At 71.3% G+C, this 25,378-nt stretch carries 21 protein-coding genes; 10 read left to right on the top strand and 11 right to left on the bottom strand.

The window, feature by feature from the left end; genetic code table 11:
* Nucleotides 1-3: 3 nt before the first annotated feature.
* Nucleotides 4-1,437 carry an LCP family protein gene (locus tag ACZ6SA_RS08195; RefSeq protein WP_347643211.1) on the bottom strand — a complete coding sequence of 478 codons (1,434 nt, stop codon included), beginning with the start codon at nucleotides 1,435-1,437 and terminating at the stop codon, nucleotides 4-6.
* An 82-nt stretch (nucleotides 1,438-1,519) separates the two neighbouring features.
* Between ACZ6SA_RS08195 and ACZ6SA_RS08190 the strand changes: the two genes are divergently transcribed.
* Nucleotides 1,520-2,536, top strand: coding sequence for a glycosyltransferase family 2 protein (locus ACZ6SA_RS08190; protein ID WP_465827169.1), 1,017 nt, complete (start codon nucleotides 1,520-1,522; stop codon nucleotides 2,534-2,536).
* Nucleotides 2,537-2,542: 6 nt separating this feature from the next.
* On the opposite strand, the gene ACZ6SA_RS08185 is transcribed toward ACZ6SA_RS08190, so the two are convergent.
* Nucleotides 2,543-4,276: a CDP-glycerol glycerophosphotransferase family protein gene (locus tag ACZ6SA_RS08185; protein ID WP_465827168.1), complete on the bottom strand. Its 1,734-nt coding sequence runs from the start codon at nucleotides 4,274-4,276 to the stop codon at nucleotides 2,543-2,545.
* Between the two features lie 26 nt (nucleotides 4,277-4,302).
* Nucleotides 4,303-5,577, bottom strand: a complete 1,275-nt coding sequence (locus tag ACZ6SA_RS08180) for an SDR family oxidoreductase (protein ID WP_465827166.1) — start codon at nucleotides 5,575-5,577, stop codon at nucleotides 4,303-4,305.
* 112 nt (nucleotides 5,578-5,689) lie between these two features.
* Between ACZ6SA_RS08180 and ACZ6SA_RS08175 the strand changes: the two genes are divergently transcribed.
* From ACZ6SA_RS08175 to ACZ6SA_RS08150, 6 genes are all read left to right on the top strand, one after another.
* Nucleotides 5,690-7,114: a CDP-alcohol phosphatidyltransferase family protein gene (locus ACZ6SA_RS08175; RefSeq protein ID WP_347643215.1), complete on the top strand. Its 1,425-nt coding sequence runs from the start codon at nucleotides 5,690-5,692 to the stop codon at nucleotides 7,112-7,114.
* An 11-nt stretch (nucleotides 7,115-7,125) separates the two neighbouring features.
* Nucleotides 7,126-7,734: a DUF5941 domain-containing protein gene (locus tag ACZ6SA_RS08170; protein ID WP_465827164.1), complete on the top strand. Its 609-nt coding sequence runs from the start codon at nucleotides 7,126-7,128 to the stop codon at nucleotides 7,732-7,734.
* A 128-nt stretch (nucleotides 7,735-7,862) separates the two neighbouring features.
* Complete coding sequence (locus tag ACZ6SA_RS08165; protein ID WP_347643217.1) at nucleotides 7,863-8,597, top strand: phosphocholine cytidylyltransferase family protein; 735 nt, start codon at nucleotides 7,863-7,865, stop codon at nucleotides 8,595-8,597.
* A gap of 27 nt (nucleotides 8,598-8,624) precedes the next feature.
* Entirely contained in the window at nucleotides 8,625-9,665 is a 1,041-nt protein-coding gene (locus tag ACZ6SA_RS08160; RefSeq protein WP_347643825.1) for an iron-containing alcohol dehydrogenase family protein, read from the top strand.
* Nucleotides 9,643-10,410 (top strand): CDP-alcohol phosphatidyltransferase family protein, encoded by a 768-nt coding sequence (locus ACZ6SA_RS08155; protein ID WP_347643218.1) that lies wholly within the window; start codon nucleotides 9,643-9,645, stop codon nucleotides 10,408-10,410. The genes ACZ6SA_RS08160 and ACZ6SA_RS08155 overlap by 23 nt, the downstream gene beginning before the upstream one ends.
* Before the next feature lie 187 nt (nucleotides 10,411-10,597).
* Nucleotides 10,598-11,482, top strand: coding sequence for a glycosyltransferase family 2 protein (locus ACZ6SA_RS08150; RefSeq protein WP_347643219.1), 885 nt, complete (start codon nucleotides 10,598-10,600; stop codon nucleotides 11,480-11,482).
* 2 nt (nucleotides 11,483-11,484) lie between these two features.
* On the opposite strand, the gene ACZ6SA_RS08145 is transcribed toward ACZ6SA_RS08150, so the two are convergent.
* The 6 genes from ACZ6SA_RS08145 to ACZ6SA_RS08120 all read right to left on the bottom strand — a co-directional run bounded on the left by ACZ6SA_RS08145 (nucleotide 11,485) and on the right by ACZ6SA_RS08120 (nucleotide 19,131).
* Nucleotides 11,485-12,198 carry an acetoacetate decarboxylase family protein gene (locus ACZ6SA_RS08145; RefSeq protein ID WP_347643220.1) on the bottom strand — a complete coding sequence of 238 codons (714 nt, stop codon included), beginning with the start codon at nucleotides 12,196-12,198 and terminating at the stop codon, nucleotides 11,485-11,487.
* A 160-nt stretch (nucleotides 12,199-12,358) separates the two neighbouring features.
* The gene (locus ACZ6SA_RS08140; protein WP_465827163.1) at nucleotides 12,359-13,123 is read right to left on the bottom strand and encodes a dienelactone hydrolase family protein; all 765 of its coding nucleotides are present in this window, start codon (nucleotides 13,121-13,123) and stop codon (nucleotides 12,359-12,361) included.
* Nucleotides 13,124-13,297: 174 nt separating this feature from the next.
* Nucleotides 13,298-14,287, bottom strand: a complete 990-nt coding sequence (locus tag ACZ6SA_RS08135; RefSeq protein ID WP_465827161.1) for a glycosyltransferase — start codon at nucleotides 14,285-14,287, stop codon at nucleotides 13,298-13,300.
* A gap of 56 nt (nucleotides 14,288-14,343) precedes the next feature.
* Nucleotides 14,344-15,597 (bottom strand): acyltransferase family protein, encoded by a 1,254-nt coding sequence (locus ACZ6SA_RS08130; RefSeq protein ID WP_465827160.1) that lies wholly within the window; start codon nucleotides 15,595-15,597, stop codon nucleotides 14,344-14,346.
* A gap of 174 nt (nucleotides 15,598-15,771) precedes the next feature.
* Entirely contained in the window at nucleotides 15,772-17,364 is a 1,593-nt protein-coding gene (locus ACZ6SA_RS08125) for an LCP family protein (RefSeq protein WP_465827159.1), read from the bottom strand.
* Between the two features lie 264 nt (nucleotides 17,365-17,628).
* Nucleotides 17,629-19,131 (bottom strand): hypothetical protein, encoded by a 1,503-nt coding sequence (locus tag ACZ6SA_RS08120; RefSeq protein ID WP_465827157.1) that lies wholly within the window; start codon nucleotides 19,129-19,131, stop codon nucleotides 17,629-17,631.
* A gap of 189 nt (nucleotides 19,132-19,320) precedes the next feature.
* Between ACZ6SA_RS08120 and ACZ6SA_RS08115 the strand changes: the two genes are divergently transcribed.
* The 3 genes from ACZ6SA_RS08115 (at nucleotide 19,321) to ACZ6SA_RS08105 (ending at nucleotide 23,371) form a co-directional block, all read left to right on the top strand.
* Entirely contained in the window at nucleotides 19,321-21,321 is a 2,001-nt protein-coding gene (locus ACZ6SA_RS08115; protein WP_465827156.1) for a glycosyltransferase family 39 protein, read from the top strand.
* A gap of 91 nt (nucleotides 21,322-21,412) precedes the next feature.
* Nucleotides 21,413-22,306, top strand: a complete 894-nt coding sequence (locus tag ACZ6SA_RS08110; RefSeq protein WP_465827155.1) for a glycosyltransferase family 2 protein — start codon at nucleotides 21,413-21,415, stop codon at nucleotides 22,304-22,306.
* Nucleotides 22,307-22,309: 3 nt separating this feature from the next.
* Nucleotides 22,310-23,371: a glycosyltransferase family 4 protein gene (locus ACZ6SA_RS08105; protein ID WP_465827153.1), complete on the top strand. Its 1,062-nt coding sequence runs from the start codon at nucleotides 22,310-22,312 to the stop codon at nucleotides 23,369-23,371.
* Here the strand turns inward: ACZ6SA_RS08105 and ACZ6SA_RS08100 are convergent.
* Both ACZ6SA_RS08100 and ACZ6SA_RS08095 read right to left on the bottom strand, forming a co-directional pair.
* The gene (locus tag ACZ6SA_RS08100) at nucleotides 23,272-24,231 is read right to left on the bottom strand and encodes a lysylphosphatidylglycerol synthase transmembrane domain-containing protein (RefSeq protein ID WP_465827152.1); all 960 of its coding nucleotides are present in this window, start codon (nucleotides 24,229-24,231) and stop codon (nucleotides 23,272-23,274) included. The two genes, ACZ6SA_RS08105 and ACZ6SA_RS08100, sit on opposite strands and share 100 nt — an antisense overlap.
* A gap of 9 nt (nucleotides 24,232-24,240) precedes the next feature.
* Nucleotides 24,241-25,314, bottom strand: coding sequence for a TFIIB-type zinc ribbon-containing protein (locus ACZ6SA_RS08095; protein ID WP_465827150.1), 1,074 nt, complete (start codon nucleotides 25,312-25,314; stop codon nucleotides 24,241-24,243).
* Nucleotides 25,315-25,378: the final 64 nt, after the last annotated feature.

Here is a 25,378-nt window from a genome sequence, read left to right as displayed (position 1 = left end):
TGTCTATTTCTTACATATGTTCTGCATTGCCGTTTTGGTGGAGGGTGTAACGCTCGGCTTCGCGGTCGGCATGGATTTCGACCCCTTCTGCCGGACCTTCGGCTGGTCGCTGCCGAGAATCAGCTCGATGCCGTTGATGTCCACCTCGCGCAGCTCGGACCCGGGGATGGCGTCGGCCACCACCCGCGCGGCCTCCTCCTGGCCCTTGCCGTGGCGCACGACGGTCTTCTCGTAGTCGTGCTGCCTGGTGTTGCCCGGCTGCCCGGGCACCTTGAACCCGTACGCGACCAGCGCCTCCTTGGTGCGGGCGCCGAGACCGTTGATCAGCGTGCCGTTCTTGATCCTGAGCGAGACGCTCTCCGGCGGGATGGGCGACGGCTTGGCCGAGGGAGTGGCCGACGGGGTGGGCGCGGCCAGGTCGCGGTCGGCGTCGATCCTGGAGAACATGTCGCGGGCCGCCGCCTTGTCCCACAACACCGCGGACTCTCCTGTGGGCGTCTTGTAGTCGACGTCGGCCAGCGGCACCTCCGCGAACTTCACGTCCTCCAGCGAGACGTCCCTGAGCTGGGTGGCCAGGCCGATCAGCCCGTCGTCGGGGTCGACCTTGACCGTGCTCAGCGTCGAGTTGACGAACGAGGCCAGCGTGCCGGGGTTGGCCAGCGTGCCCGCGCTCAGCGCCCGGTTGAGCAATGCGGAGATGACCTGCTGCTGCCGGTCGATGCGGTCGAGGTCGGAACGGGCGGTGGCGCGGGTGCGGGCGTAGCCGAGCGCCTGGACGCCGTCGAGCTTGTGGGTGCCGGCGGGCAGGTCGAGCGCGATCCGCTGGTCCTTGATCGGCACCGGCGTGCAGACGGTGACCCCGCCGAGGGAGTCGACGACGTCGATGAAGCCGAGGATGTTGACCTCGATGTAGCGGTTGATCTGCAGCCCGGTGACGGACTCGACGGTCTGCCTGGCGAGCTTGGGCCCGCCGAACTGGTAGGCCGAGTTGATCTTGTGGTCGCCCTTGCCGGGGACCGTCGCCCAGGTGTCGCGCGGCAGGCTCACCACCGTGACCGTGCGGTGGTCCTCGGACAGGTGGATGACCATCATGGTGTCGGTGCGCTGCCCGGACTCGCGGCCCAGCTTGAGCCGGTTCTGCTGCTGGCGGGTCAGGTCGTCGCGCTTGTCGACCCCCACCAGCAGGATGTTCTCGGCGCCGCGGGAGGAGGACGCGGTCACGCCCGCGTCGACCGTGCCGATCTGGCGCGGGGTCGCCCACACCACGCCGGTCGTGACCAGCACGCACGTGGACAGGAAACCCGCGATCAGCACGTTGCGACGGCGGGCCCTGGCGCTTTTCAGCGGCCTGCGGGTGCGGCCGGGTGCGAGCTTGACACCGCCATAGGCGTCTCCGCCCACGAGCACACCGGCGTCCTCCTCGCCCGGCTCGCGCATGCACGTCCCCCTCTGTTCACGCCGGAGGATCGGGCTTTCGATTGCCCTCCTCCCCTGCTCGTACAGTAGCGTGAGCCCCGCCATGAAGCAGTTCCCCGACTCGCCGCACGCTCCCGCGGAGACGCGTGCCTGGCCCTCCATCTCCGTCGTCATGCCGGTCCTCAACGAGGAGCGGCATCTCCGCGAGGCCGTCGACCAGGTCCTCGCCCAGAGCTACCCCGGTGAGATCGAGGTCGTCCTCGCCGTGGGTCCCTCCCAAGACCGCACCCAGGAGGTCGCCGAGGCCATCGCGGCGGCCGATCCACGGGTGACCGTCGTGCCCAACCCCACGGGCCGCACTCCCAACGCGCTCAACGCCGCCATCGCCGCGTCACGCAACGGCATCATCGCCAGAGTCGACGGGCACGCCATGCTGCCCTCCGACTACCTGCGCGTGGCGGTCGAGACGCTGGCGGAGACCGGCGCCGACAACGTCGGCGGCGTGATGGCGGCCGAGGGCGTCACGCCGTTCGAGCAGGCCGTGGCCTGCGCCATGACCTCCAAGATCGGCGTGGGCGCCGCCGCCTTCCACGTGGGCGGCACGGCGGGCCCGGCCGACACCGTCTACCTCGGCGTGTTCCGGCGCTCGGCGCTCGACCGGGTGGGCGGCTACGACGAGCACTTCCAGCGCGCCCAGGACTGGGAGATGAACCACCGCATCCGCCAGAGCGGCGGCCTGGTGTGGTTCCAGCCGCGCATGCGGGTCTCCTACCGGCCGCGGCCCAACGTCAAGGCGCTGGCCCGGCAGTATTTCCACTACGGCCGCTGGCGGCGCGTGGTCGCGCGCACCCACGAGGGCACGATCAACCTGCGCTACCTCGCGCCGCCCGCCGCGGTGCTGGCCATGCTCCTCGCGCTGGTCGCCTCGCCGGTCCTCCCGCTCGCGCTGGTCGTCCCCGGGGGCTACGCGCTGGCCATCGTGGCCGGCTCGGCGCTGACGGGCAGCGGTCTGCCGGCCGCCGCGAAGCTGCGCCTGCCGATCGTGTACGCCACCATGCACTGCTCCTGGGGCTGGGGCTTCCTCACCAGCCCGAAGAAGCTGGCCAGGCCGCCGCGGTGACGCCACTCAGCCCGCGAGCACCCGCTCGATGGCGGCGTTGAAGCGGGCCAGCGCGTCGGGATATTCCGGCCCGAGCAGATAGCTCCTGAGCTTGACCCTGGCCCGGGCCAGCGTGTCCTTCCCGTTGAGGAAGTCCGCCAGCCCGGCCAGGTCCTGCCCGAGCAGCTCGCCCGCCTCGGTGCTCGGGTAACGCTCGTGGAAGGCCTGCTCCGGCAGGCCCGCCACGTTCGTCACCGCGTACGGCTTCTCGCTGGCCAGGAAGTCGGCCACGACGCTGGAGATGTCGGTGACGAGCATGTCGCACTCGTTGAAGCAGTCATAGAGATGCGGCTCGGAGCCGGTGACGATCAGATGCCTGATCGCCGGCGCCTCGCCGGCCGCCGCCGACGGGTGCCTGGCCTTCGACGTGGCCAGCTCGCTCTCCTCGATCATGGCGACGATTTTTCTGTGCGCCCGGAGGGCGCTCTTGTCGCGGTGACCGGTCAGCGGGTGCGGCTTGTAGATCACGCGCAGGCGCGGACGGTGGTCGAGCAGGGCCCGCACGAGGCGCGGGCCCATGCTGATCAGCGACGTGTGCAGCAGGTCGTCGCTCCAGCCCTCCCAGGTGGGGGCATAGAGCACGGTCCGGTACGGCAGCCCCGGCCCCTCCGTCGAGATGCCCTCGAGTTGCGGCCTGCCGACCTCGTGGATGTTCTCGTCCCTGACCCCGACCCTGGCACGCCGGTAACGGTCGCGGCCCGCCGGCCCGGCCACCCACACCTCGTCGTAGACCCGGGAGAACGGGTTGAACGACGCCTCCTTGTCGCTGTCGCCGTGGTTCAGGAACGCGCTGCGCAGGGTCGGGATGCGCAGCATGTGGACGTTGCGGCCGGCGTTGGAGACGTACAGGCACAGTTTGGCGGCGGTCAGGGCGCGGAAGCTCATCAGGTCGGCCGACGACGGGAAGCACAACATCGGCAGGGTGGTTGGCTCCAGATGGGCGGCCATGCCGCGCTCGCGGAGCACGACGATGGCGCGCCTGTCGATGCGTTCGAGCACGGGCAGCCACATCCTGGCCTGGTAGGCGGCCGCGGGGGCGCCGGAGAAGTACAGGATGACCTCGGGGCGGTACTTCTCGACCTGCCTGCCCACGACCTCCATGACCTTCGCCCTGTCGGTGAGCGGGGCGGCGCGCCGTACGTACGGGATGAGCGCGAGCGTGCCGGCGGCGCCGAGCGCGACGGCCAGGCCCGCGCCCAGGGCCGCCGTCCTGGCGTCGAACGCCGCCCCGAGCACCGGCAGCGCGTCGAGATAGAGGAAGCGCACGCTGCGGTCGTCGCGCAGGAAGCGGGGCGGCAGCTTGGGGATGCGCAGCGCGGAGACGTCGAGGTTGCGGGTCGTCACCGGCATCCGGCTGAGCATCTGCCTGAGCCGCAGGGCCAGCCCGGCGTGCCCGGCCCGTACGACGTGGATCGCGAACACGCCGGCCGCCATCCCCAGGAACCAGGGCGAGTCGGGCCCGGCCGTCCGCGCCACCAGCAGCAGCGCCATGGTCTCCCTGGCCGCGAAGCGCAGCGTGAGCCCGAGGTGCACCTTGCACAGCAGGTCGGGCAGCGGCCTGCCGGCCCGCGGAGCCACCCGCTCCACTAGGTAGGAGGCCGCGGCGACGGCCCCGAACAAGACCGGCGCCGGCCACAGGGCCGACGCCAGCAGGACGGGGTAGCAGCCGAGCAGTGCCGCGATCACGATGAGTCTCCTCATGTGATCGCACGGTAACAAGCTTCAGGTCAAGCGCCGTCCACGCCTGCCTCTATGACTTGCCCTGATAGGTCGGAGATGAGGATGTCCAGCGAGGTCTGCGCGATCAGGTGCGGAGAAGTGCCGGTATTGACGCAGTTGACCCGGATGCCGTCAGTGGCCCATTCGTGGGCCAGTGCCCGGGTGAGCCCGGCCACCGCGGCCCGTGAGGCCGCGTGCAGCGCCCCGGAACCGGGCGGGCTGTGCAGCAGCAGGCTGCCGCGCAGATGCGGGCGGGCGGCTCGGGCCACGGTGAGCGCGCCCAGATGGTTGACGCTGACCGCGTCGGCGACGCTCTCGACGGTGGCCTCGGCGAGCCCGCCCGCGTGGCCGGCGACCGCCGCGTTCACCACGTGGTCGACCTCTCCCACGCCGTCGAGAGCCTTGGCCACCGCACCGGCGTCGTCGACGCGCACCCCGTCAGCCTCGGAGAAGGCGTGCACCCGGGCGCCGCGGGCGGCGGCCAGCTCCGCGATCTCCGCGGAGCCGAAGACCACCACGCTCCGCCCGTCCAGCCCTCCGGGATCGCCCGCCGGCACCCTGGCGGCGAGCTGGAAGAGCCGCTCGGCGATGTGCAGGTCGGCCGGATGGGTGACCTTGATGTTGTGCTCGCTGCCCGGCACCAGGTGGATCGGAACGTCGGGCAGGTAGCGCAGCACCACGCCGCAGTCGTCGGTGGCGGGCCGCTCGCCGAAACCGGGATCGGCCATCGCCCGCTCGTAGGCCTCGCGGATCAGCGAGAGCCGGAAGCACTGAGGCGTCTGGCTGCGCCGCAGCCGCGCCCGGTCCAGCACCTCGCCGATCACCTCGCCGCCGGGCGCCGGCTCGGCCACCAGGACCGTGTCGGAGCTCGGGATCGCCACATTGACGGCGGGATGCTCGCGCAGCGCCCTGACGCACTCGGCGATGATGCGCGGCTCCACCAGCGGGCGCACGGCGTCGTGCAGCAGCACGTTGCACTCCTGCGTGCCCAGCGCCCGCAGCGCCCGCCACGTGCTCTCGGTGCGGCTCGCGCCGCCGTCGACGACCTGGCTGACCTTGCCGTAGCCGCCCCGCGCGACGATCTCGCGCACCCGGTCGGCGTGCCCCGGCGTCATCAGCACCACGATCTCGTCGATCTCGGGGGCGCGCTCGAACGCCGCCAGCGAGTGCTCGATGATCGTCCGCCCGGCCACCTCGACGAGCTGTTTGGGCGTGTCATGCCCGAACCGCTGCCCCACGCCGCCCGCGAGGAGCACCCCAACCGACCGCAGCCGTGACGTCATACCGCGAGCCTAACGGTCCTGGTCCGTGATATCGCGTTGACCTCTCGCTACGCTGTGCCTACGCACTCGCGTGCCCACGCACTCCCGACCCGACCGGGAGGAGACCTGTGCCTTGCCCGACTCAATGACGCGAGGTGGCACGACCAGCCCTCATGCCGCGGCCGTGGTCCTCGCCACGACGCCGGCATGCGGGCTCTCGTGCGCCGACGGCACACTGCTCGACCGGCTCAGCGACCAGCTCGCCACGCTGCCGGTGCGCGAGGTGCAGGTGGTGACCCCCAGCGGCGGCCTCGGCGCCGACCTGCGAGGAGTGGCCAAGATCGCCCGCACCGCCACCGGCGCCGTCGCCGTGCTGCCCGGCGACCTCGTGATCCACACCGAGGCGCTGGCGCTGCTGCTCGAACACCCGGCCCACGACACCGGCGCGCTGGTCTGCCGGGAGACGGCCGCGGCCCCGCTCCGGCCGCCCGTACGCGTCGAAGGCGGCAAGGTCGTCGCCGCGGGCAGCTCGTTCCACCTGGTCCCCGAGGCGAACGCCACGTTCAGGGGAGTGCTCCAGGCGGCCGAGGCCGACCTCGGCGTGCTGGCCGACATCGCCGAAGAGCTGGCCGAGCTGGCCGACACCGGCCGCCTCGGCCCCGTCACCCCGGTCGAGGCCGTCGACCTGCTGCTCGTCGGGCTGGTCCGATCGGGTGTGGCCGTACGCGCGGCGACGCTCGGGCCGCTGCACGCCGACCGGGTGACCGGCCAGATCTCCGCGGACACCGCCCTGGCCAAGCTGGCCGAGGTCGACGAGGCCAAGGTCAAGGTCGAGACCGCCGTCAAGCACGACGACGGCTTCTTCGCCACCTACTTCGTCTCCACCTGGACCCGCCACCTGATCAGGCCGGCCGCCACGCTCAGGCTGACGCCCAACACCGTCACCGGCGTCTCCGTCGGCCTGGCGCTGCTGTCGGCCGTCTGGTTCTCCGCCGGCACCCCGGCCGCGCGGCTGGCCGGGGCGGTGCTGCTCTACCTGTCGTTCGCGCTCGACTGCCTCGACGGGCAGCTCGCCCGCTACACCCGCACGTTCTCCCCGCTCGGCGCGTGGGCCGACGGCATGGCCGACCGGCTCAAGGAATACGTCGTCTACATCGGCCTGGCCGCAGGGTACGCCGGACCCCGCATCTGGTACCTCGCGGTGGCCGCGATGATCCTGCAGATCGTCCGGCACGCCGTCGACTACACGTACGCGGGGGCCGTGGCCGACGCCGCCCGCGTCGGCGCCGCCTGGGGCCGGCCCGCCCGCTCCCTGCTGGAGTCGGAGGACGCCCGCCGCGCCAGGGGCGTGCTCGGCCTCGCCCAGCGGCTCGAACGCGACACCGCGGCGCGCTGGCTCAAGAAGATCATCGTGCTGCCCATCGGCGAGCGCACCGCCCTGATCGCCATCACCGCCGCCGGCTGGAACGCCAAGGTCACGTTCCTGTCGCTGCTGTGCTGGGGCGGCGTGGCGGCCCTCTACCAGCTCTGCGGACGGATCGCGAGGTCGGCACGGTGACATCGGTTCACATGGCACCCGTCCCCAGCAGCACGGTCGTGGCCTACCGCGACGACGGCCCGCTCGCGCGGGCCATGGGCCTGCTCGTGGCCGGGCAGCTCCCGCCGCTGCCCCCGGTGATCGCGGGCACGTTCGTCACCGGGGTGCTGCTGGTGCTCGGCGTGGCCGGGTCCGACGGGCTCGCCGTGTTCGCGCCCGCCGTGACGCTGCTGCTGGCCGGGCCGGGCAGCAGCCACGCGCACGACGGCCGGCTCGACTGGCTCGTGCCGCCGATCCTGCGGGTCATCGAATACACCTTCATCGCGGCGTGCGGGTTCGCCCACGGGGTGCACCCCGTGGTGATCACGTTGCTGCTCGGCGCGCTGGCCTTCCACCACTACGACCTGGTCCACCGGCTGCGCCAGCGCGTCTACGCGCCGGCCTGGCTGTCCACGTTCGGCCTCGGCTGGGACGGGCGGATGATGGTGGTCTCGCTGGTCGCCCTCACGGGCTGGCTGACCGGCGGCTACGTGCTGTTCGCGCTCTACCTGTGGGCGTTGTTCGGCTGGGAGAGCCTCACCTGCTGGCTGGCCGCACCCCAGGCGGGGGCGGAAGCGGCGGAAACGGGAACACAAGACTGATGCCAGATTGCCCACCGTAGGCCGAAAGGGAACTAACCTTTGGGCCTACGGTGGCGCGTCCAACGACCCGCCCCCAAACGCGGGTCGCGTCCAGTGCCCCGCCGCACGTTACGACTGAGGAGTGCACGTTGCTGGGAATGGTTCTGGCCGCCGGGGCCGGACGACGCCTGCGGCCGTACACCGACACGCTGCCCAAGGCGCTCGTGCCGGTCGACGGCGAGACCACGATCATGGACATCTCGCTGCGCAACCTTGCCGAGGTGGACCTGCGGGAGGTCGTGGTCGTCGTCGGTTACGCGGCGCAGGCCGTCCACGACCGCAAGGAGGAGCTGGAGGACAGGCACGGCGTCAAGCTCACCCTCGTGCACAACGACAAGGCCGAGGAGTGGAACAACGCCTACTCCCTGTGGTGCGCGCGCGACTACTTCGCCCAGGGCGCGCTGCTGGTCAACGGCGACACCGTGCACCCGGTCTCGGTCGAGAAGACGCTGCTGTCGGCGCCCGGGACGAGCGACATCCTGCTGGCCGTCGACAACGTGAAAAAGCTCGCTGACGAGGAGATGAAGGTCACCCTCTCGCCGGAGGGCGCGCTGCGCCGCATCACCAAGCTCATGGATCCGGCCGAGGCCTACGGCGAGTACATCGGCGCCACCCTCATCCGGCCGGGCGCGGCCGAGCGGCTGGCCGACGCGCTCAAGGCGACGTTCGAGCGCGACCCGCAGCTCTACTACGAGGACGGTTACCAGGAGATGGTCGGGCGCGGCGAGCTGATCCACGCCGCGCCCATCGGGGAGGTCGACTGGGTCGAGGTGGACAACCACGACGACCTGGCGAAGGCCCGCACCATAGCCGTGCGCTACTGAGGGGGCGCGATGCCGCTTCTAGCGAGAATGCTGCCGACGCCGCTGACCATGCAGGTCAGGCGCGGCGCGGTGGCGGAGCTCGGCGCGCTGCTGGCCGACAGCCGCGTGGCCACCTCCGGCAGGGTCGCCGTGGCCGTCGGGCCGGGCCAGGGCGACCACATCGAAAGCCTGATAGCGCCCACGCTGGGTGAGGCCGAGATCTTCAGGGTGGCCGCCGGCACGGTCGAGGCGGCCGTCTCGCTCGGCGCCGACCTGCGCAAGGGCGCCTACGAAGTCGTGGTCGGCGTCGGGGGCGGCAAGACGATCGACGCGACGAAATACGCCGCGTCGCTCGCCGGCATCCCGATGGTGGCCGTGGCCACCAACCTCGCCCACGACGGCATCTGCTCGCCCACCGCCTCCCTGGTCTACGACGGCGGCAAGGGCACGTTCGGGGTGCCGATGCCGCTGGCGATCCTCGTCGACCTCGACTTCGTGCACAACGCGCCGAAGCAGCTCGTCCGGGCGGGCGTGGGCGACGTGGTGAGCAACCTGTCGGCGATCGAGGACTGGCAGCTGGGCAACGTCGAGCGCGGCGAGCCGATCGACGGGCTGGCCTGCTCCATGGCCCGCACGGCCGCGGAGGCGCTGATCGGGCGGGCCGACTCCATCGAGTCCGACGCGTTCCTCACCGTGCTGGCCGAATCGCTGATCCTGTCGGGCATGTCGATGGTGATCGCGGGCTCGTCCCGGCCCGCGAGCGGTGGCGACCATGAGATCCTTCATGCCGTGGATCAGCTCTTCCCCGGCACCTCCAACCACGGCGAGCTCGCCGGCATCGGTGCCGCCTTCTGCTTCTTCCTCAGGCAGGACGACGCTCGCGTGGCGCAGGTGACCGACTGCCTGCGCCGGCACGAGCTGCCGATCGTCCCCGCCGACATCGGGCTGTCCAGCCAGCAGTTCGCCGAGGCCGTCGCGCTGGCGCCGGCCACCCGTCCCGGCCGCTACACGATCCTGGAGCACCTGCGCATGCAGGACTCCGAGATCCACGATCGGGTGGAGGACTATGTCCGGGCCTTCGGTCGCTGAGCTGCGGCGGGTCGCCCAGCCCGAGGGCCACCTCCAGCGCAAGAACGGCGAGCACTGGGCGGGCGTCCTCTACATGCGCAGGATGTCCATCTACGTCACGTGGCTGATGGCCAAGACGTCGGTCACGCCCAACCAGCTCACGTGGGTGATGACGCTGGCCGGCATCGTGGCCGGCGTCGTGCTGGCCCTGCCAGGGCTCTGGGCGGCCCTGTTCGCCGCGCTGCTCATCCAGGTCTACCTCCTGCTCGACTGCTCCGACGGCGAGCTGGCCCGCTGGACGGGGAAGACCTCGCTGGTCGGCGTCTATCTCGACCGCGTCGGCGCCTACTTCACCGAGGCGGCGCTGCTGGCCGGGCTGGGCTGGCGGGCCTCGGCCGTCCTGCCCGACTGGTACACCGTGCTGGGGGTCGGCGCCGCGCTGGGCGCGATCCTCATCAAGGCCGAGACCGACCTCGTGGACGTGGCGCGGGCCAAGGGCGGGCTGACGGCCGCGACCGAGGCGTCCGTGGGCCAGTTCCGCTCCGGGCTGCTGGGGCTGGGCAGGCGGGTGCTGTCGGCGACGAAGTTCCACCGCATCGTGCAGCCGGTGGAGCTGTCGCTGCTCGCGCTGGCGACCGCGGTGATCGATCTGGCGATCGGCGATCTCACTCCCACCAGGGTGTTGCTCGTCGCCTGTTTCGTCGCCGCCTGCCTACAGGTTGTCCTGCATTTGGTCAGCATCCTGGCATCGAGGCGACTTGCGTGATCTCATGTCGGAACCGGAAGGGCCCCTCGTCCGTCGTATTGATCGGACGTCCGCCGTTCGGTGGGGGTTCACTGACGGTTCCGATACGCTTAGCTCCACCCATATCCCAAACGATGCAGACCAGCAGACTCGGTGATCATGAAAGAATGCTCCGCCCGTGCTCTCAACGCGTCAGGACGATGATTCGTTGAAGATCTCGTGCGTCATCCTCACCATGGGCAACCGGGTCGCGGAGCTGAACCGGGCGGTCGAGTCCGCGCTCAACCAGGTCGACGGCGACGTCGAGGTGGTGATCGTAGGCAATGGCGCCGACGTGCCCGAGGTGTCGGCGACGCCACCCGAGGGGTCGTCCGCGATCGTGAAAGCGATCCGGCTCGACCAGAACACCGGCATTCCCGCAGGGCGAAACCGCGGCGTGGAGGAGTGCTCGGGCGACGTCGTGCTGTTCCTCGACGACGACGGCTGGTATGCCAGCCAGAAAGTGGTCGCCCACGTACGCGACCGTTTCGCCACCGAGCCCGACCTCGCGGTGATCTCCTTCCGGGTGATGGACCCCGACGGCGGCATCGGGCAGCGGCGTCACGTCCCCCGCCTGCGCGCGGGCGATCCGCAGCGCTCGTCGCCCGTCACGACGTTCCTCGGCGGCGCCTCGGCCATCAGGCGCTCGGCCTTCCTGCAGGTGGGCGGCCTGCCCGAGCGGTTCTTCTACGCGCACGAGGAGACCGACCTGGCATGGCGGCTGCTCGGCGAGGGCTACCGCATCGAATATGACGCCGAGACCGTGATGTACCACCCGCAGGTGCCGCCGACACGGCACACCGAGTTCTACCGGCTCAACGCCCGCAACCGGGTCTGGCTGGCCCGGCGCAACCTGCCGTGGCCGCTGGCGTTCCTCTACCTCACCAACTGGGTCGTCCTCACCATCGTGCGCGAGCGCGGCTCGGGCGGCGCGCTCAAAGCCTGGTTCGCCGGCTTCTTCGAAGGCCTGCGCACCTCCGCCGGCGAGCGCCGTCCCATGGCCTGGCGTACGGCCTGGCGCATGGTCAAGCTGGGCCGCCCGCCGATCGTCTGAGCTCAGGCCTGCTGGGCCGCGCCGAAGACCATCTCGGCACGCGAGACGTTCATGCTGAACAACGCCCGCTTCGGCAGGCCCAGCTCGCTCAGCTCCTTGGCGACGGGATGGTTGCCCAGGCGGATCAGCGCCCCGGCGGGGCGGACCCTGGCGCCGCGCGCCCGCACCGACCAGGGCACGCGCCGCGTCACGCCCTCCCGGTGCGTGTACGCGTCCAGCGGCGCCACGACGGTGGCGCCCGGCACCGGCACGCCCGGCTTGACCAGCATGTCGAGCACGAGCCTGCCGTCCTTGCGCAGCACACACCGTTTGTACGGCGAGCCGAGCCGCAACTCGATGTCGGCCAGCTCCTTCGGGAACCCCCACAGCGTGCGCCCGGCTTCCAGCGTGAAGTGCTGGTCGACCGGCAGCCAGTGCACGAACATCCCGGCCTTCGACAGGTCGGCCGCTCTCATGGGCCCCGACGCGCCCGGCGGGCGCACCAGGAACGCCATGCCGAACTCGTGGTAGGCGTCGAGGTCGCCGTCTCGGTAGTCGACGAACAGCAGCACGCAGAGAGCCTTGCCCGGCAGGACCTCGGCGACGTCGAGCCCGGAGTAGGCGATGACCGCCCTGGCGGCGTCGGCGCGCACCGGGTAGAAGGCGCCGCAGATCTCCGCGTCCCGCACCCGCACCGGCATGCCGACCGTCCGGCCGTGGATCAGATGCGTTGCCATGTCTCCAGTACATCAACCGGCAGGCCGTGTGACCATTCCCGTTCGGGTGCCGTCCGGTGCTGTGACCGGAAACGATCGCCCGGTAGGCGTGACGGCGGGCGGCGGCGGAAGCGCGCGTGGCACTGGCGACCGACCGCGCGTCGGCGTGGCGCCGGTGGTGTCAGGAACTGCTCGCGGGGCCGGGGCTGCCCAGGTGCCGGGCGAAGAAGCGGATCGAGCTGTCGATCTCGAAGGACGGGACTCGGAAGTGGCCGCCGGGGTTGGCGTGCAGGGTCTTCTCGGCGGAGCCGAGCGCGTCGAACAGCTTCATGACGGAGTCCCGCGGGTTGCCTTCATCGTCCCACTGCAGCGCGAACTCGACCGGGATCGTGATCCGCGCCGCGGTGTCGATGAGCCACTCGCTTCCGACGAGGCCGAGGACGGCAGCTGTGATCCGGGGTTCGGCCGCGACGAGGCGGATGCCCATCTCACCGCCCTGGGACAGGCCGTAGTACCCGACGGGCTGGCCGTCGCCGACGGAGTCCAGTTTCCGGAGCGCGTCCAGGGTGGTCTGCCAGTCGGGTACGAGCTGCGCCGCCACGGTCTCGTTGAGGGCGGGCCACTCCGGGCCGGACCGGAAGGGCTCGCCCGCGGCCTCTCGTTCCTGGATGAGCGCGACGAGCCGCCGGATCTCCGGGTGCTCCGGCCTGTCGCCGGTGCCTGGAGCGTCGATCGCGGCGACCGCGAAGCCGCAGGAGGTGACGTAGGGGAAGGCCCGGGAGACGACCTCCCATCCCTTCTTGTGCTGGCCGCCGCCGTGCCCGATCAAGACCAGCGGACGGGGACCGGAGCCCTCGGCGGGCGTCCAGAGCACCCCGGGGATGTCTCCGATGGTGAAGAGCTGTTCGCGGATGCCGTCAGCGACGGTTTCTGAGGCGATGCGCATGGCAGGATTACATCGGCATTCGCACTGACGATGCGAGTCAATTATCCGGGCGGTCGGGCAGCCGCCGGTTGGTCTCCCGCCGCCCGGCACGTTCGGCCGTGCCGCCCGGCTTTCCATGGTCACGCCCGCGGAGCGCCCTACGCGCCAACGCGCTGATCGTTTCGGGTCGCGGCACTAGGTGTGATGTGAGTGTCCCACCGGCACGGGGGCGGGCGCGTGCGCGGTCAGGCCGGCCCACGACTCGGCGCGGCGCACGAAGTCCTGCGCGTGGTCCGGCCAGTGGTGGCGCAGGCGCGCCTCGGCGTGGCCCAGCGCGCCCAGCTTGAGCCGGCGTGCCGGGTCCTCCTTGAGGTCCAGGACGGCGTTGAGGACGGCGTCCACGTCGAGGGGCACCACGAGGCCGCAGCCGGCCCGCTCGACCAGCGCGGCGCCCTGCGGGGTGGTGATCACGGGCAGCCCTCGCCCCATGTAGTCCATGATCTTGGTGGGCGGCGCCGGCACCGTGCCGGCGGCCAGCGACAGGCCCGCCAGCGCGCCCCCGGCCATGCGCAGGGCGTGCCGGTTGGGCACGTAGCCGTACCAGTCGAGCAGGCCGACGCGCTGGGCGTCGCGCAGCAGCGGCCGCACGTCGCGGGCCGCCGAGCCGATCAGGTCGAGCCTGATCCCGTGCGGGACGAGGCGTTCGGCCAGCCCGATCAGCTCCGTCACGCCGCGCTCGGCCGACAGGCGGCCGATGTGCACGACCCTGGTGTCGCCGGGTGGAGGTGGTCCGGCCGGCACCTGGGTCGCCTCGGGGACCACCGCGGGGGTGATCACCCGGTGCCGGCGTCCCGCCCGGGCGAGCAGCGCCGGGGCCACCTGCTCGCGTACGTCCCAGACGACAGGGGGGCGCCGGTGGGGCAGCGTGCGCAGCAGCCGGTGCTCGTGGACGAGCAGGAGGTCCGCGTCCTGCACGCCGCGCCTGAGCGCCGCGCGGGCCCGGCCCGACGACGCGTGGTACGCCACGTCGACAGCCGCGAGCCCCATGGCCGGCGTCACGTTGAAGTAGGTGAACGGCGCGACGTAGGTCACCTCGTGGCCCGCGTCGAGCAGCGCCCGGATCTGCCGGTGCATGATCCGGGCGTCCTCGGGATGATGGACGGTCGTGGCGACACATGCGCGCATGTGTCGATGCTCGGCGCTAACCAGGTCAAAGGCGTTAATGCGGGCCGAACGGCTGCTTAACTTCGGGATGGCCGCCGGTAGAGCCAGGTCAGGCGGGGCTCAAGCACCCACTTGAAGACCGTGCGGGTCTCCGGCAGGCACAACACGATCGCCAGGGCGAAGGAGCTGAAGGTGATCGCCAGCACGCCGAGCGGCCCGTACAGCCACGGGAAGTCCAGCCAGCCCTGGTCCTTGGCGATGAGGACGGGGATGCCGTGCAGCAGGTAGCAGTAGAGCGTGCGGGTGCCGAGGTCGGTGTACCAGGTCTCCTTCCTGGGCACCAGCGCCAGCACGGCGAAGCACAGGGCCAGCGCGCACACCAGCAGGCCGACGCGCAGGCCGAGCCCCATGTACCAGGACAGGTCGAGGTCCTGGTAGCTGTTCTTGTAGTAGAAGGGGCCGAGCGGGGCCTTGGGCGCGATGTAGATGGCCACCGCCGCCGCGCCGAGCACCGTGACCGCCGAGACGATCTTGATCCAGCGCCGGTTGAGCAGTTCGAAGTGCTCCGGCTGCATCACGAGGCCGATGACGAAGAACGGCAGGAGGCCGAAGAAGCGGTCCATGCTGAAGTCGCCCGAGATCTGCGAGAACCCGGCGAACAGGTAGATCGCGATCGACACGGGGACGGGGTATTTCATGCGCTTCCACACCGGCGTGGACAGGCGCCAGAACAGCAGCGCCAGGAGATACCAGTTGAGCCACGCCGGGTCGATGATCGTCAGGCTCCACTTCTGGCCCAGCGTGAAGCGGAGCGCGGCGTAGCCGACCTCGACGATCACGTAGGGGACGAGGAACGTGTCGACCAGCTTGTTGGTCTTCGCGTTGGAGTTCCAGAAATTTCTGGACAGGTAGCCGCTGATCAGCACGAACAGCGGCATGTGGAACGTGTAGATGAAGATGTACAGCGACCTGGAGGAGTCAGCCGACAGGGTCGGAACCAGCGAGTGGCCCAACGGCACGAGCGCGATCAGGATGAACTTGACGTTGTCGAGAAACGGATCGCGCTTGCGCTTGGGCGGCTGCTCGGCCTGCTGCTTGGGCTGCGGTTGCGCCTGGGGCTGCGCGGCGGGCGCCGTGACCACGGGACGATCGGCCCGCACCGCCGGCTGCGGCGCGGTGCGCTCGCCGGGGGGCACGCCGTGCGGGTCGGTGGCCTCGCTCCAGAAGGTCTCCTCCGGCAGCGGCCATCGGGCTCCCGTGTCGGCGGGCCCGTCCTCGCCGTCGGGGCTCCGCGGGGTCGTGACGGGTGGGGACCATCTGGTGTCAGACACTGGGGGAGTCGCTCAGCTTCGCTCGGGGCCGGGGAACACGACGGCAGCACGACGCGGACGGCCTTGCGGCCCCGTGTCGCGCTGCGTCGCCGACCCGCAACACACTATCCCGCTCTCAAGGGTGCTGTCCCTCACGCGGGAGATATGACCCGATTACACAGGCAACTTGGAGCGTCAGGTGCACACGTTCTTCTGCTCGGACGCGTTGATCGAGCTCTGCTCGACGCTGTCGGGCAGCTTGCTGACCTTGACCGAGTCGAAGTCCTCGCCGATGACGAACTGGATCACCGGCGTGCCCTTGAGCTTGGCCCCGCCGGTGCTGGTCGTCGTCGACGTGTACGGCTGCGCTCCGGTCGCCTTGACCTTGCCCGACGCCGGCGAGGGCTTGGGCACGACGGCCTTGGCCAGCACGCCGGCGTAGTCGGGCGCCGTCTCGATCGACTTGGCGTAGTGGACCTCGCTCTTGGCCAGGCTGGCGCCGCCCGGGGCCTCGTAGTTGCCCACCTCGACCACCTTGAAGCCCTGCTCGGCCAGCTGGGCGGCGACCTCGCCGGCCTTGCCCTGGGTTTTGGTGCCGTTGAGCACCTGGACCCGCACCTGCTCCGGCTTGGGCGTGACCTTGGGCTTGGAGCTGGAGCTGGAGCTGGAGCTGGCGCTGGCGGACGGCGACGGCTCGGTGACCTCGGTGTCCGTCTTGATCGCGGTGAACAGCTTCTCGGCGTCGGGCTGCCTCCAGATCACGCGGGCCTCGGGGTTCTCCGGGTCGGGCAACACCGGGACCGTGGTGAGCTCGACCCCCTTCGCCGTCAGCTGCTTCGTGCTCATGGCGATGGAGATGAGCTTCTCGGTGTCGTTGGCGAGCGCGGGGTCCATGGTGACCGAGCCGGCGGCGGCCGCGATGAAGTTTCTGAGCTTGCCGACGTCGGTCATGAGCTCGCTGCTGGTGGCCTTGGCGATGACCTTGCTCAGGAAGATCTGCTGCCGTTTGATGCGCTGGAGGTCGCTGCCGTCGCCGTATTTGCGCAGGCGTACGTAGCCCAGGGCCTTCTCGCCGTTGAGCAGGCTCTTGCCGGGCGGCAGCACCAGCTTGGAAGATTTGTCGTTGACGCCGGACTTCAGGCAGATCTCGATGCCGCCCAGGGCGTCGACGATGTTCTTGAAGCCGCTGAAGTCGACCTCGACGAAGTGGTTGACGCGGATGCCGGTGAGGGTCTCGAGCGTGGAGATCGTGCACGCGACGCCGCCCGAGTTGTACGCCGAGTTGATCATGTCACGGCGCGGCGGCATCTCCTGCTTGGTGGTCTCGTTCTTGCACTTCGGGATCTGCACCATCGAGTCGCGCGGGAAGCTGATCAGCCGGGCCTGGTCGCGGTCGGGGGAGATGTGCAGCAGGATGATCGTGTCGGTGCGCTTGCCGCCGCCGTCGGCCTGCCTGGCCGTCTCGGCGCCGTATTTCGCGTTGCCGTCGCCCGCACGGGTGTCGGAGCCCACGAGCAGCACGTTGAGCGCGCCGGTGTCGACGGGACGCGGGTTGATGATGTCGTCGTTGATGCTCTTCTGCTTGATGTTGCCGAAGGCGTCGCGGTAGACGACGTAGCCGGTCAGCGCGCCCGCGACCATGAGCGAGGTGACGCCGATGCTGACCCAGGCCAGCACGCGCATCCTGCCGCCCTGACCGCCGCCGCCACCGCGGTGGCCGCGGGGTGGCCGGTCGTCGTCAGGAGGCGGGGGAGGAGGCGGCGCGGAGCCCGCCGCTCTGCGGGCCATCCTGCTGCCCGGCGGGGAGTGAGCGCCTCGACGCTCGTGCGGAAAATCGGCTACTGGCGCGCCCCTGTAGTCGCTCATACGCCCCCCAGCCTCACTTCTTGCGCCTGACGCGCCGGCTTGGTCGCTCCGGGCAACGAGAGTAGGACACGTGCGGCGTGCCCGTGGCCATGATCGTAGGCGACGGTCGTGACCCGGGTGTGACGTTTTCGCGGCAAAGCATACTCAGAGCCGGACATTGGGTGGAATATCATCGCCAAACTCTTTTCACCCTCCGGGTTCTCGTCGCAGCGAATCAGGCTTGAGACTGAGGGCCGCCGCCAGGCAGGCCAGAGGCACGGCCGGCAGAACGTAGCGATAGTCGAACTCGGCGGCCGCGGCCGGTGTGACCAGCAGCACGACGGCCGCCGACCACGGCACCAGCCAGGCCGGAGCTCCCGCGCGAGGCCGGCCCCGCCGCCTGCGCCGGAACCCGGCGACGGCCGCCACCGGCGGCACCAGCAGCACCCCCAGAAGCACCGGGCCGGGCAGCCGCGCTGCGCTCTGGTAGGCCCTCAGCCATCCGGCGTAAGGCTCGACGATCTTCGTGCCGATCGCACCCTGCTCGTAGAGCTTGGCATATTCGGCGCCGACCTGTGCGGGATAACGGCCAGGCGGGCCTGGCTCGCTGACCGGGAACTCGTAGTAGCCGTAAATCTCGGCGTCAGGATAGACCGGGCGGCCCCAGACGAACGTGCGGCCCAGCTCGCCCAGCACGGAGGCGGCGTAGTCGAGCGGCTGGGCGGTGATCGCCAGCGCCGCGAACCTGGCCGCGAGCTCGTCGTTCTCCTGGGTGAAGGTGATCCCCGGCTGCAGGACGAGGGGGGCGTCCTTGGCCCAGATGTACTCCTGGGAGGGCGGTCGCCGCTCCGGCGGGCGCGGGTCGCACAGGACCTTCAGATCGGGCGGCGGGTCCATCCTGTCGCAGTCGGCGAACGACATCGTGCGGGCGTAGAGGAAGGCGCCGTTCGCGCCCACCAGGCCGACCCGCTGGTAGGTGGCGTAGAACCAGGCGCCGTACGCGACGAGCGGCACCAGGGCGGCGGCGAGCAGCACCCCGGCAGGACGGATGCGCCCGCGCAACACGAACCAGCCGGCCAGCACGACGATCAGCGGCTGGCCGACCGTCCTGGTGAGCACGGCGGCGGCCAGCAGCAGGCCGATGGCGGCGACCGTGGCGGGCCGCCGCGTCATGCTGAGCGAGACGGCCGCCACGACCAGGAACATGAAGAGCGTGTCGGCGACCAGCAGGTGCTCGAGCTCGATCTGGTACGCGTCCAGCAGCACGGGGACGGTGGCCAACGTCGCCGCCCACCGGGGCGCCCGGTGGGCGGCGCGGCGCGCCGCAGCCAGGTACACGAGCACGCCGGTGGCCAGCCCGAGCAGGTGTTGCACGGCGGCGACGGCGGCGAAGGAGTGCAGCGGCTCGAGCAGCTTGATGAACATCGAGTAGCCCGCCGGCCGCACCAGGTCGGGGCGCGGGTGGAAGACGGTGACGATGTAGGTGTAGGTGTCGGGGAACCACAGGGCGGGCCGGTAACCCGCCATCGCCAGGACGCGCAGGGCCGTGCCGAGGCCGAGCACGGCCAGGAACCATCCGTGCCGCCGTGTCAACCGCTGGACCCGGCGGCGGGTGTCGCGCGGGAGACGCCGCCTGCCCCGGCGGGCCGGCGCGGGCGCCTCCGCACGAGCCTCCGACATCACCCGTACGTCCTCCCGAATCTCCGGCACGCCGCAGAGGTGCGCGATCCGACACCCGGCCGACACCCGGCCGACACCCGGCCGACACCCGGCCGCCACCCCCGGGCGGTCTGCCACCGTACGGTACCGGCGATCGCGCGGAACCCGTGCCACCGGTGGCGCGCCACACCCCTGTCACCGGCGTGCCCGGTGCCCGCGGTTGGATACGCTCGCTCACCGATGGGACACGATCGACCAGGCCGGTTGCTCGCCGCGCTCACGGTGCTGCCCGCGCTCGCCGTGGCGGGATGGCTGCTGGCCGGGCTGCCGCTGCTGCTGCTCGGCCACTTCGCGCCGCTGCCCGCCGCGCTGCTCGGGCTGCCCGCCGCCGCGCTGCTGTGCCGGGCGGGCACGCGGCGGCTCGGCAAGCTGGTCGAGGCCACGCCCTGGCAGGTCGCGGGGGTCATGGCGGTGGCCGTGGCCTCGGGCGTGTTCAACACGCTGCTGCACAGCGAGCAGATCGCCGTCAGGCGCGATCCGGCGACCTACGCGCTCTACGCGGCCTGGATCGCGGACCACGGCTCGCTGCCCATCCCCCGGCAGGCCGAGGCGTTCGGCGGGTCCGACCCCTGGTTGATCTTCGCCGGCGTCGGCTTCTTCGACGTGCCCGGCGGGGTGGTGCCGCAGTTCATGCCGGGGGCGCCGCTGCTGTTCGCGGTGGGCAACTGGTTCGGGGCGCCGTTCGCCATGCCCGCCGTGCTGGGCGCGCTGGCCGTGCTCACGCTGGCCGGGCTGGTGGCGCGGCTGGCCGGCGCGCGGTGGGCGGTGGTCGCGGCGGTGGCGCTCGCGGTGAGCCTGCCGATCCTCTACACCTCCCGCACCACGTTCAGCGAGATCCCGTCGTTGATCCTGCTGTTCGGCGGCCTGTCGCTGACCTGCGACGCGCTCGCCAGGCCGGGGTGGTGGCGCGGGGTGCTGGCGGGGCTGGTGTTCGGGCTGGCCGTGCTGGTCAGGATCGACGGGCTGCGCGACGTGCTGCCGGTGCTGGCGTTCGCGGGGCTGCTGATCGCGATGCGGCGTTCGGCAAGGAACAGGGGTGCTCTGGGCCCGGGGCTGCTGGCCGGTCTGGTCGCGGGCGGCGGGCTGGGGATGCTCGCCGGATACGCGCTGGCCCGGCCGTACCTGGGCTATCTGGCGGGCTCGATCCGGCCGCTGCTGCTCATCTGCGCGGGCGTGCTCGTGCTCACCGCGGCCGGCACGGCCGCCGCGCCGCTCCTGGCGCGGTGGCGGCCGCCGGGCTGGCTGCCGGTGGCGGGCGCCGGGCTGACCGTGCTCCTCATGGCCGGCCTCTACGCGCGGCCGTGGGTGCAGACGGTCACCCGGGTGCCCGCGCACGAGAGCGACCAGCGCACGTTCACGATGATCGAGGCGATCCAGCGGGCCAACGGCATGGCCCCCGACGGCACCCGGCTCTACTTCGAATACTCGCTGCACTGGGCGGTCTGGTACGTCGGCCTGCCCGCGGTCGTGCTGGCCACGGTCGCCGCGGCCCTGCTCGTCCGCCGGCTGCTGCGCGACGGCACGCCCTTGGAGTGGCTGCTGCCGCTGGCGGTCGTCGGCTGGACGACCGTCACCACGCTGCTGCGGCCCGAGATCACCCCCGACCATCCGTGGGCCGCCCGCCGCCTGGTCCCCGTCGTCATCCCCGGGCTCGTCCTGCTGGCCGCGTACGCGCTGGCCTGGCTGCGCGACCAGGCGGGCCGGCGCGGCACGCGCTTCCGGCGCTGGGGCACGGCGCTGGCGGTGGTGCTGGTGCTCGTGCCCCCGGCCGTGACCTCGATCGGCACGGCGTTCACGCCGATCGAGCGGGGCGAGGCGGCGGCGGTCGAGGCGATGTGCGGCAAGATCCCGCGGAACGCGTCGGTGTTGTTCGTGGAGCGGGTCACCGGCGACAGGTTCATGCAGGCGGTGCGGGGCACGTGCGGGCGGCCCGCGGCCGCGGTCAGGCGCGTGCTCACCGACGTCGCGCCGGAGGACCAGGTCCGCCGCCTGATCGAACGGGTGCGGGGCACGGGGCGCGTGCCGGTCGTGCTGGCCGCCGACGAGGGCCAGGTCTCGCCGTACGGGCGGGCGACACAGATCATGGGGCTGGTGGCGCGCCAGGACGAGCGCTCGCTGATCGAGGCCCCGAACGGCACCTGGACCCTGCGGATGAACGTCTGGATGGCCGTGTCGGAATGAGTTGATCTTGTAGGGTAGACTCTGTGCTCCTCCGGGCAGAGTAACCTCGATCCTCGTGAGCACGCTTGACGCCTCCAAGAGTGGACCTGCCGTGGATGAAGCGCCATACGTCACGATCGTCCTTCCCTGCTACAACGAGCAGGATCACGTCATCGACGAGGTCGAGCGCATCACCAGGGCGATGGACTCGAGCGGCTACACCTACGAGCTCGTGGCCGTCGACGACTGCTCCAGTGACGAGACGCTGGCCAGGCTGAAGGAGGCCGCGCCCGGCTATCCCCACCTGCGCATCCGCGCCTTCCACCGCAACGGCGGCGCCGGCACCGTGCGGCGCATCGGCTCGCAGGAGGCCAAGGGCGAGATCGTCGTGTGGACCGACGCCGACATGACCTACCCCAACGAGCGCATCCCCGAGCTGGTGCAGATCCTGGAGAAGGATCCCACGATCGACATGGTGGTCGGCGCGCGCACCAGCGAGGAGGGCTCGCACAAGCTGCTGCGGGTGCCCGCCAAGTGGGTGATCCGCAAGGTGGCCGAGAAGCTGGCCGGGCAGAAGATCCCCGACCTCAACTCCGGGCTGCGGGCCTTCCGCAGGCCGGTGGCCAAGCCCTATCTCCGGCTGCTGCCTCCCGGATTCTCCTGCGTCACGACGATCACGCTGTCGTTCCTGTCCAACCAGCACGACGTCTACTACCTGCCGATCGGCTACGCCAAGCGGGCCGGCAAGTCGAAGTTCAGCTTCGTCTCCGACGCCTACCGCTACATCCTGCAGGTGCTGCGGATGATCATGTACTTCAACCCGCTCAAGGTGCTGATGCCGCCCGCGCTGTGGCTGGTGGGCATCGGGCTCGTGAAGGGCATCTGGGACATGATCGAGCAGCCGTTCTACTTCCCGGCCAACACCGTCATGATCTTCCTGTCCGGGTTGCTGATCGGGTCCGTGGCGCTGCTCGCGGACCTGATCGTGCGCTCGCGCGGGAACTGACCGGTGCGCATCGCGATCGTCGGCCCGACCTACCCGTACAAAGGGGGCGGGGCCCAGCACACCACCGAGCTGGCACACCGGCTCGCGGCGCTGGGGCACGACGTGGTGATCGAGTCGTGGTGGGCCCAATATCCGTCGTTCCTCTATCCCGGCCGGCAGACGATCTCCGCGCCCGAGGGCAGCCCCTATCCGAAGACCGCGCGCAGGCTCGACTGGCGCCGGCCCGACGGATGGGTCGCCGCGGGGCGGCGGCTGCGCTCGGCGGACCTGGTCGTGCTGGCGGTGCTCAGCCCGGTGCAGGTCCCGGCCTACCTGGGGATCCTGCTCGGCCTGGGGCGCAGGGCCAAGGCCGTCGCCCTGTGCCACAACGTGCTGCCGCACGAGCGCAAACCCTACGACCAGCCGCTGATGAGGGCGCTGCTCAAGCGGGTCGACGCCGTGCTGACCCACTCCGAGCAGCAGGCCGCGCTGGCCAGAGGGCTGACCGGCACGCCCGTGAGCGTGGCCGGGCTGCCGCCGCACCTGCCCTCGACCACCGCCGCGAGATCCACCGCCGTGCACCGCCGGCTGCTCTTCTTCGGCATCGTCCGGCCGTACAAGGGGCTCGACCTGCTGCTGCGGGCGCTGCCCGACGGCGTCGCGCTGACGGTGGCGGGCGAGTTCTGGGGCGGGCTCGACGAGACCAGGGCGCTGATCGCCGAGCTGGGCCTCGGCGACCGCGTCGAGCTGCGCCCCGGCTACGTGGCGGCCGAGGACGTGCCTTCGTTGTTCGCCGCCGCCGACGCGCTCGTGCTGCCCTACCGCACCGCGACCGCCAGCCAGAACGTCTGGCTCGGCCACGAGCACGGCGTGCCCGTGATCGCCACCCGCGTCGGGGCGCTGGCCGACCACGTCACCGACGGCGTCGACGGGCTCCTGGTCGAGCCGGGCGACGCCGGCGCGCTCCGCGAGACGATCGAGCGGTTCTACGTCTCCGGCGAGCCCGAGAGGTTGCGGTCGGGGGTCAAGGCGGTCGATCCCGAGCCGTTCTGGTCCGCGTACACGGGGGTGTTGCTCGGCGCCTGACGGCCCAGCAGCCACGACACCCCCGCGGCCGTCGCGTCGGACAGGGTGAACGCCAGCCGCGACACGATCGCGACCGCGAGCGCGGCGGGGGTGCCGACGATCGGCCCGAGCACCAGCACCAGCGCGCCCTCCCTGATGCCGACGCCCGCGGGCACGACGACGGTGAGAATGCCGGTCGCCCACGCGAACGCGTAGGCGCCGGTGGCCACGATGTACAGGTCGGTGACGCCGGCCAGCAGCCAGATGTGCACGCCGTACACGAGCCAGCCGAGCGCCGTCCACGCCACGGCGACGACGACCGTGCGGCCGGGCAGCACGCTCTCCAGCGGTTCCTTGCGGGCGACGCGCAGCGCGAGGTTGAGACCCCAGGTGAGCACCTTGGGGTGCAGGCAGACGATGATCACTGGTACGAGCAGCACGAGATACCAGGCCTGCCGCACCACCTCCTGCGAGCCCAGCGTGGCGGCGGCGATCGAGATCGCGACGCCGATGTTGATCACCAGGCCCAGCGAGATCGTCGCGAACGTGCGCCGCGGCGGGCTGCCGTGGTCACGGCCGAGGTCCATCATCGCGGCGTACGCCCACACCGCGCCCGGGATGTATTTCCCGAGCTGGCCCACGAACATGATCCGCCCGGCCACCCGCAGCGGCACCCGCGTGCCGAGCCCCGCCAGGATCTCGCGCCAGGCCACGAGCATGAAGAACTGGCCGAGCAGCACCGCGGCGAACGCCCCCAGCACCGCCCACGGCGACATGGCGGCCACGGCGGCCGTGGTCTCCTCCCAGTTCGCGGTCAGGCCGTAGCCCAGGAAACCGAGCGCGACCAGGGCGAGGACGACGCGCAGCAGGCGGCGGAGCATTCGGCCAGGCTACGCGTTCCTTCCCCAGACGAGCCAGACCATCGCCGCGAGCACGACCAGCGCGGCGAGCACCGCCAGCGTGATCTTGACCGCGCTGTACGGCCGGTCGCCCTGGACCTCCCCGCTCACCCCGTTGATCATCACCTGGTACGTCCTGCCGCCGAACAGGTAGTTGCCCACCCACACCGGCAGCAGCACCAGCTTGAACGTGACGTTCGCGTAGGCGGTGTTCACGGAGTGCACGCGCTGCGCGTCACCGCCGATGTGCCGGCGGCAGTCGCCCACGATGACCTCATGCATGACGCCCTTGGCCAGCTCCAGGCCGGCCTGCGGCTCGGTGTCGTACCGGAGGCTGTGGTGCCCTGCCACGTAGCCGGGCTGGAACGCGACCGCCCGCTCCAGGGGCCAGGGCTGCAGCGCGTCGAGCCGGTCCTGGGGAAGCCGTCTCGTGGCGGGGACCAGGACGTCGTCGAAGCCGCGCGCGACCCGTCCGGCGGCCGGATACCAGCGGGTCCTGCGGACCCGCCGGGTCTTTCGCCGGCCGTTGGACGTGTACGACTGGGTGACCCAGTAGTGCTTGCCGCGCTGGCCGGTGTAGTCGGAGACCGTGGCCGCGTCGAACGTCCAGTGCGGCAGGTACGTGCTCTTCATGGTCTCCGCCTCGCTGACCTTCCTGAGGCGGTTGGGGGCGAACCAGCGGGTCCGCACCCAGCCGCGCAGCGAGTTCCTGGCGCCGCCCCGGTCGAGGGCGAACGGCAGCACGGCCTCGGGGGCGATCTGGGCGTCGTTCGCCGTGTCGGCCACGAGGGCGGTGCCGCAGAACTGGCAGGCCCTGGACAGGGCGTCGCTCTCCGTGCGGGCGCCGCAGCCGGGGCAGGTGAACTGGTGCCTGGCCAGGGTGTGGACGCGGGGCTTGGCGAGGAACGCGTCGAAGGAGTGCTCGCGTACCTGCCGCGCGGGCGGGGCGATCTGCTGGTCGAGCCCGCAGTAAGGGCAGCGCAGGATGGTCGTGCCCGGCGCGAAGGCCACGCTCGCGCCGCAGCCCGCGCACGGCTGGGCGGGGGTCTGGGTGGGGGAGCTCACGGGAGGTCCTCTCGGGCCCGGGGCCCCCGGGCCAGGAACGGGGGTCGGGCGGCGGGCTCGGGCG

This window comes from Nonomuraea sp. NPDC049378 (genome assembly GCF_055586745.1).
This window is presented reverse-complemented; position numbering and strand designations above follow the sequence as displayed.

What these genes read in the sequence shown, in the direction of transcription:
- ACZ6SA_RS08145 (WP_347643220.1), bottom strand. Translation starts at nt 12,198, where the DNA reads ATGGCAACGCATCTGATCCACGGCCGGACGGTCGGCATGCCGGTGCGG.
- ACZ6SA_RS08115 (WP_465827156.1), top strand. Translation starts at nt 19,321, where the DNA reads ATGGGACACGATCGACCAGGCCGGTTGCTCGCCGCGCTCACGGTGCTG.
- ACZ6SA_RS08140 (WP_465827163.1), bottom strand. Translation starts at nt 13,123, where the DNA reads ATGCGCATCGCCTCAGAAACCGTCGCTGACGGCATCCGCGAACAGCTC.
- ACZ6SA_RS08100 (WP_465827152.1), bottom strand. Translation starts at nt 24,231, where the DNA reads ATGCTCCGCCGCCTGCTGCGCGTCGTCCTCGCCCTGGTCGCGCTCGGT.
- ACZ6SA_RS08170 (WP_465827164.1), top strand. Translation starts at nt 7,126, where the DNA reads ATGGCACCCGTCCCCAGCAGCACGGTCGTGGCCTACCGCGACGACGGC.
- ACZ6SA_RS08125 (WP_465827159.1), bottom strand. Translation starts at nt 17,364, where the DNA reads ATGGCCCGCAGAGCGGCGGGCTCCGCGCCGCCTCCTCCCCCGCCTCCT.
- ACZ6SA_RS08190 (WP_465827169.1), top strand. Translation starts at nt 1,520, where the DNA reads ATGAAGCAGTTCCCCGACTCGCCGCACGCTCCCGCGGAGACGCGTGCC.
- ACZ6SA_RS08185 (WP_465827168.1), bottom strand. Translation starts at nt 4,276, where the DNA reads ATGAGGAGACTCATCGTGATCGCGGCACTGCTCGGCTGCTACCCCGTC.
- ACZ6SA_RS08155 (WP_347643218.1), top strand. Translation starts at nt 9,643, where the DNA reads ATGTCCGGGCCTTCGGTCGCTGAGCTGCGGCGGGTCGCCCAGCCCGAG.
- ACZ6SA_RS08195 (WP_347643211.1), bottom strand. Translation starts at nt 1,437, where the DNA reads ATGCGCGAGCCGGGCGAGGAGGACGCCGGTGTGCTCGTGGGCGGAGAC.
- ACZ6SA_RS08180 (WP_465827166.1), bottom strand. Translation starts at nt 5,577, where the DNA reads ATGACGTCACGGCTGCGGTCGGTTGGGGTGCTCCTCGCGGGCGGCGTG.
- ACZ6SA_RS08135 (WP_465827161.1), bottom strand. Translation starts at nt 14,287, where the DNA reads ATGCGCGCATGTGTCGCCACGACCGTCCATCATCCCGAGGACGCCCGG.
- ACZ6SA_RS08160 (WP_347643825.1), top strand. Translation starts at nt 8,625, where the DNA reads ATGCTGCCGACGCCGCTGACCATGCAGGTCAGGCGCGGCGCGGTGGCG.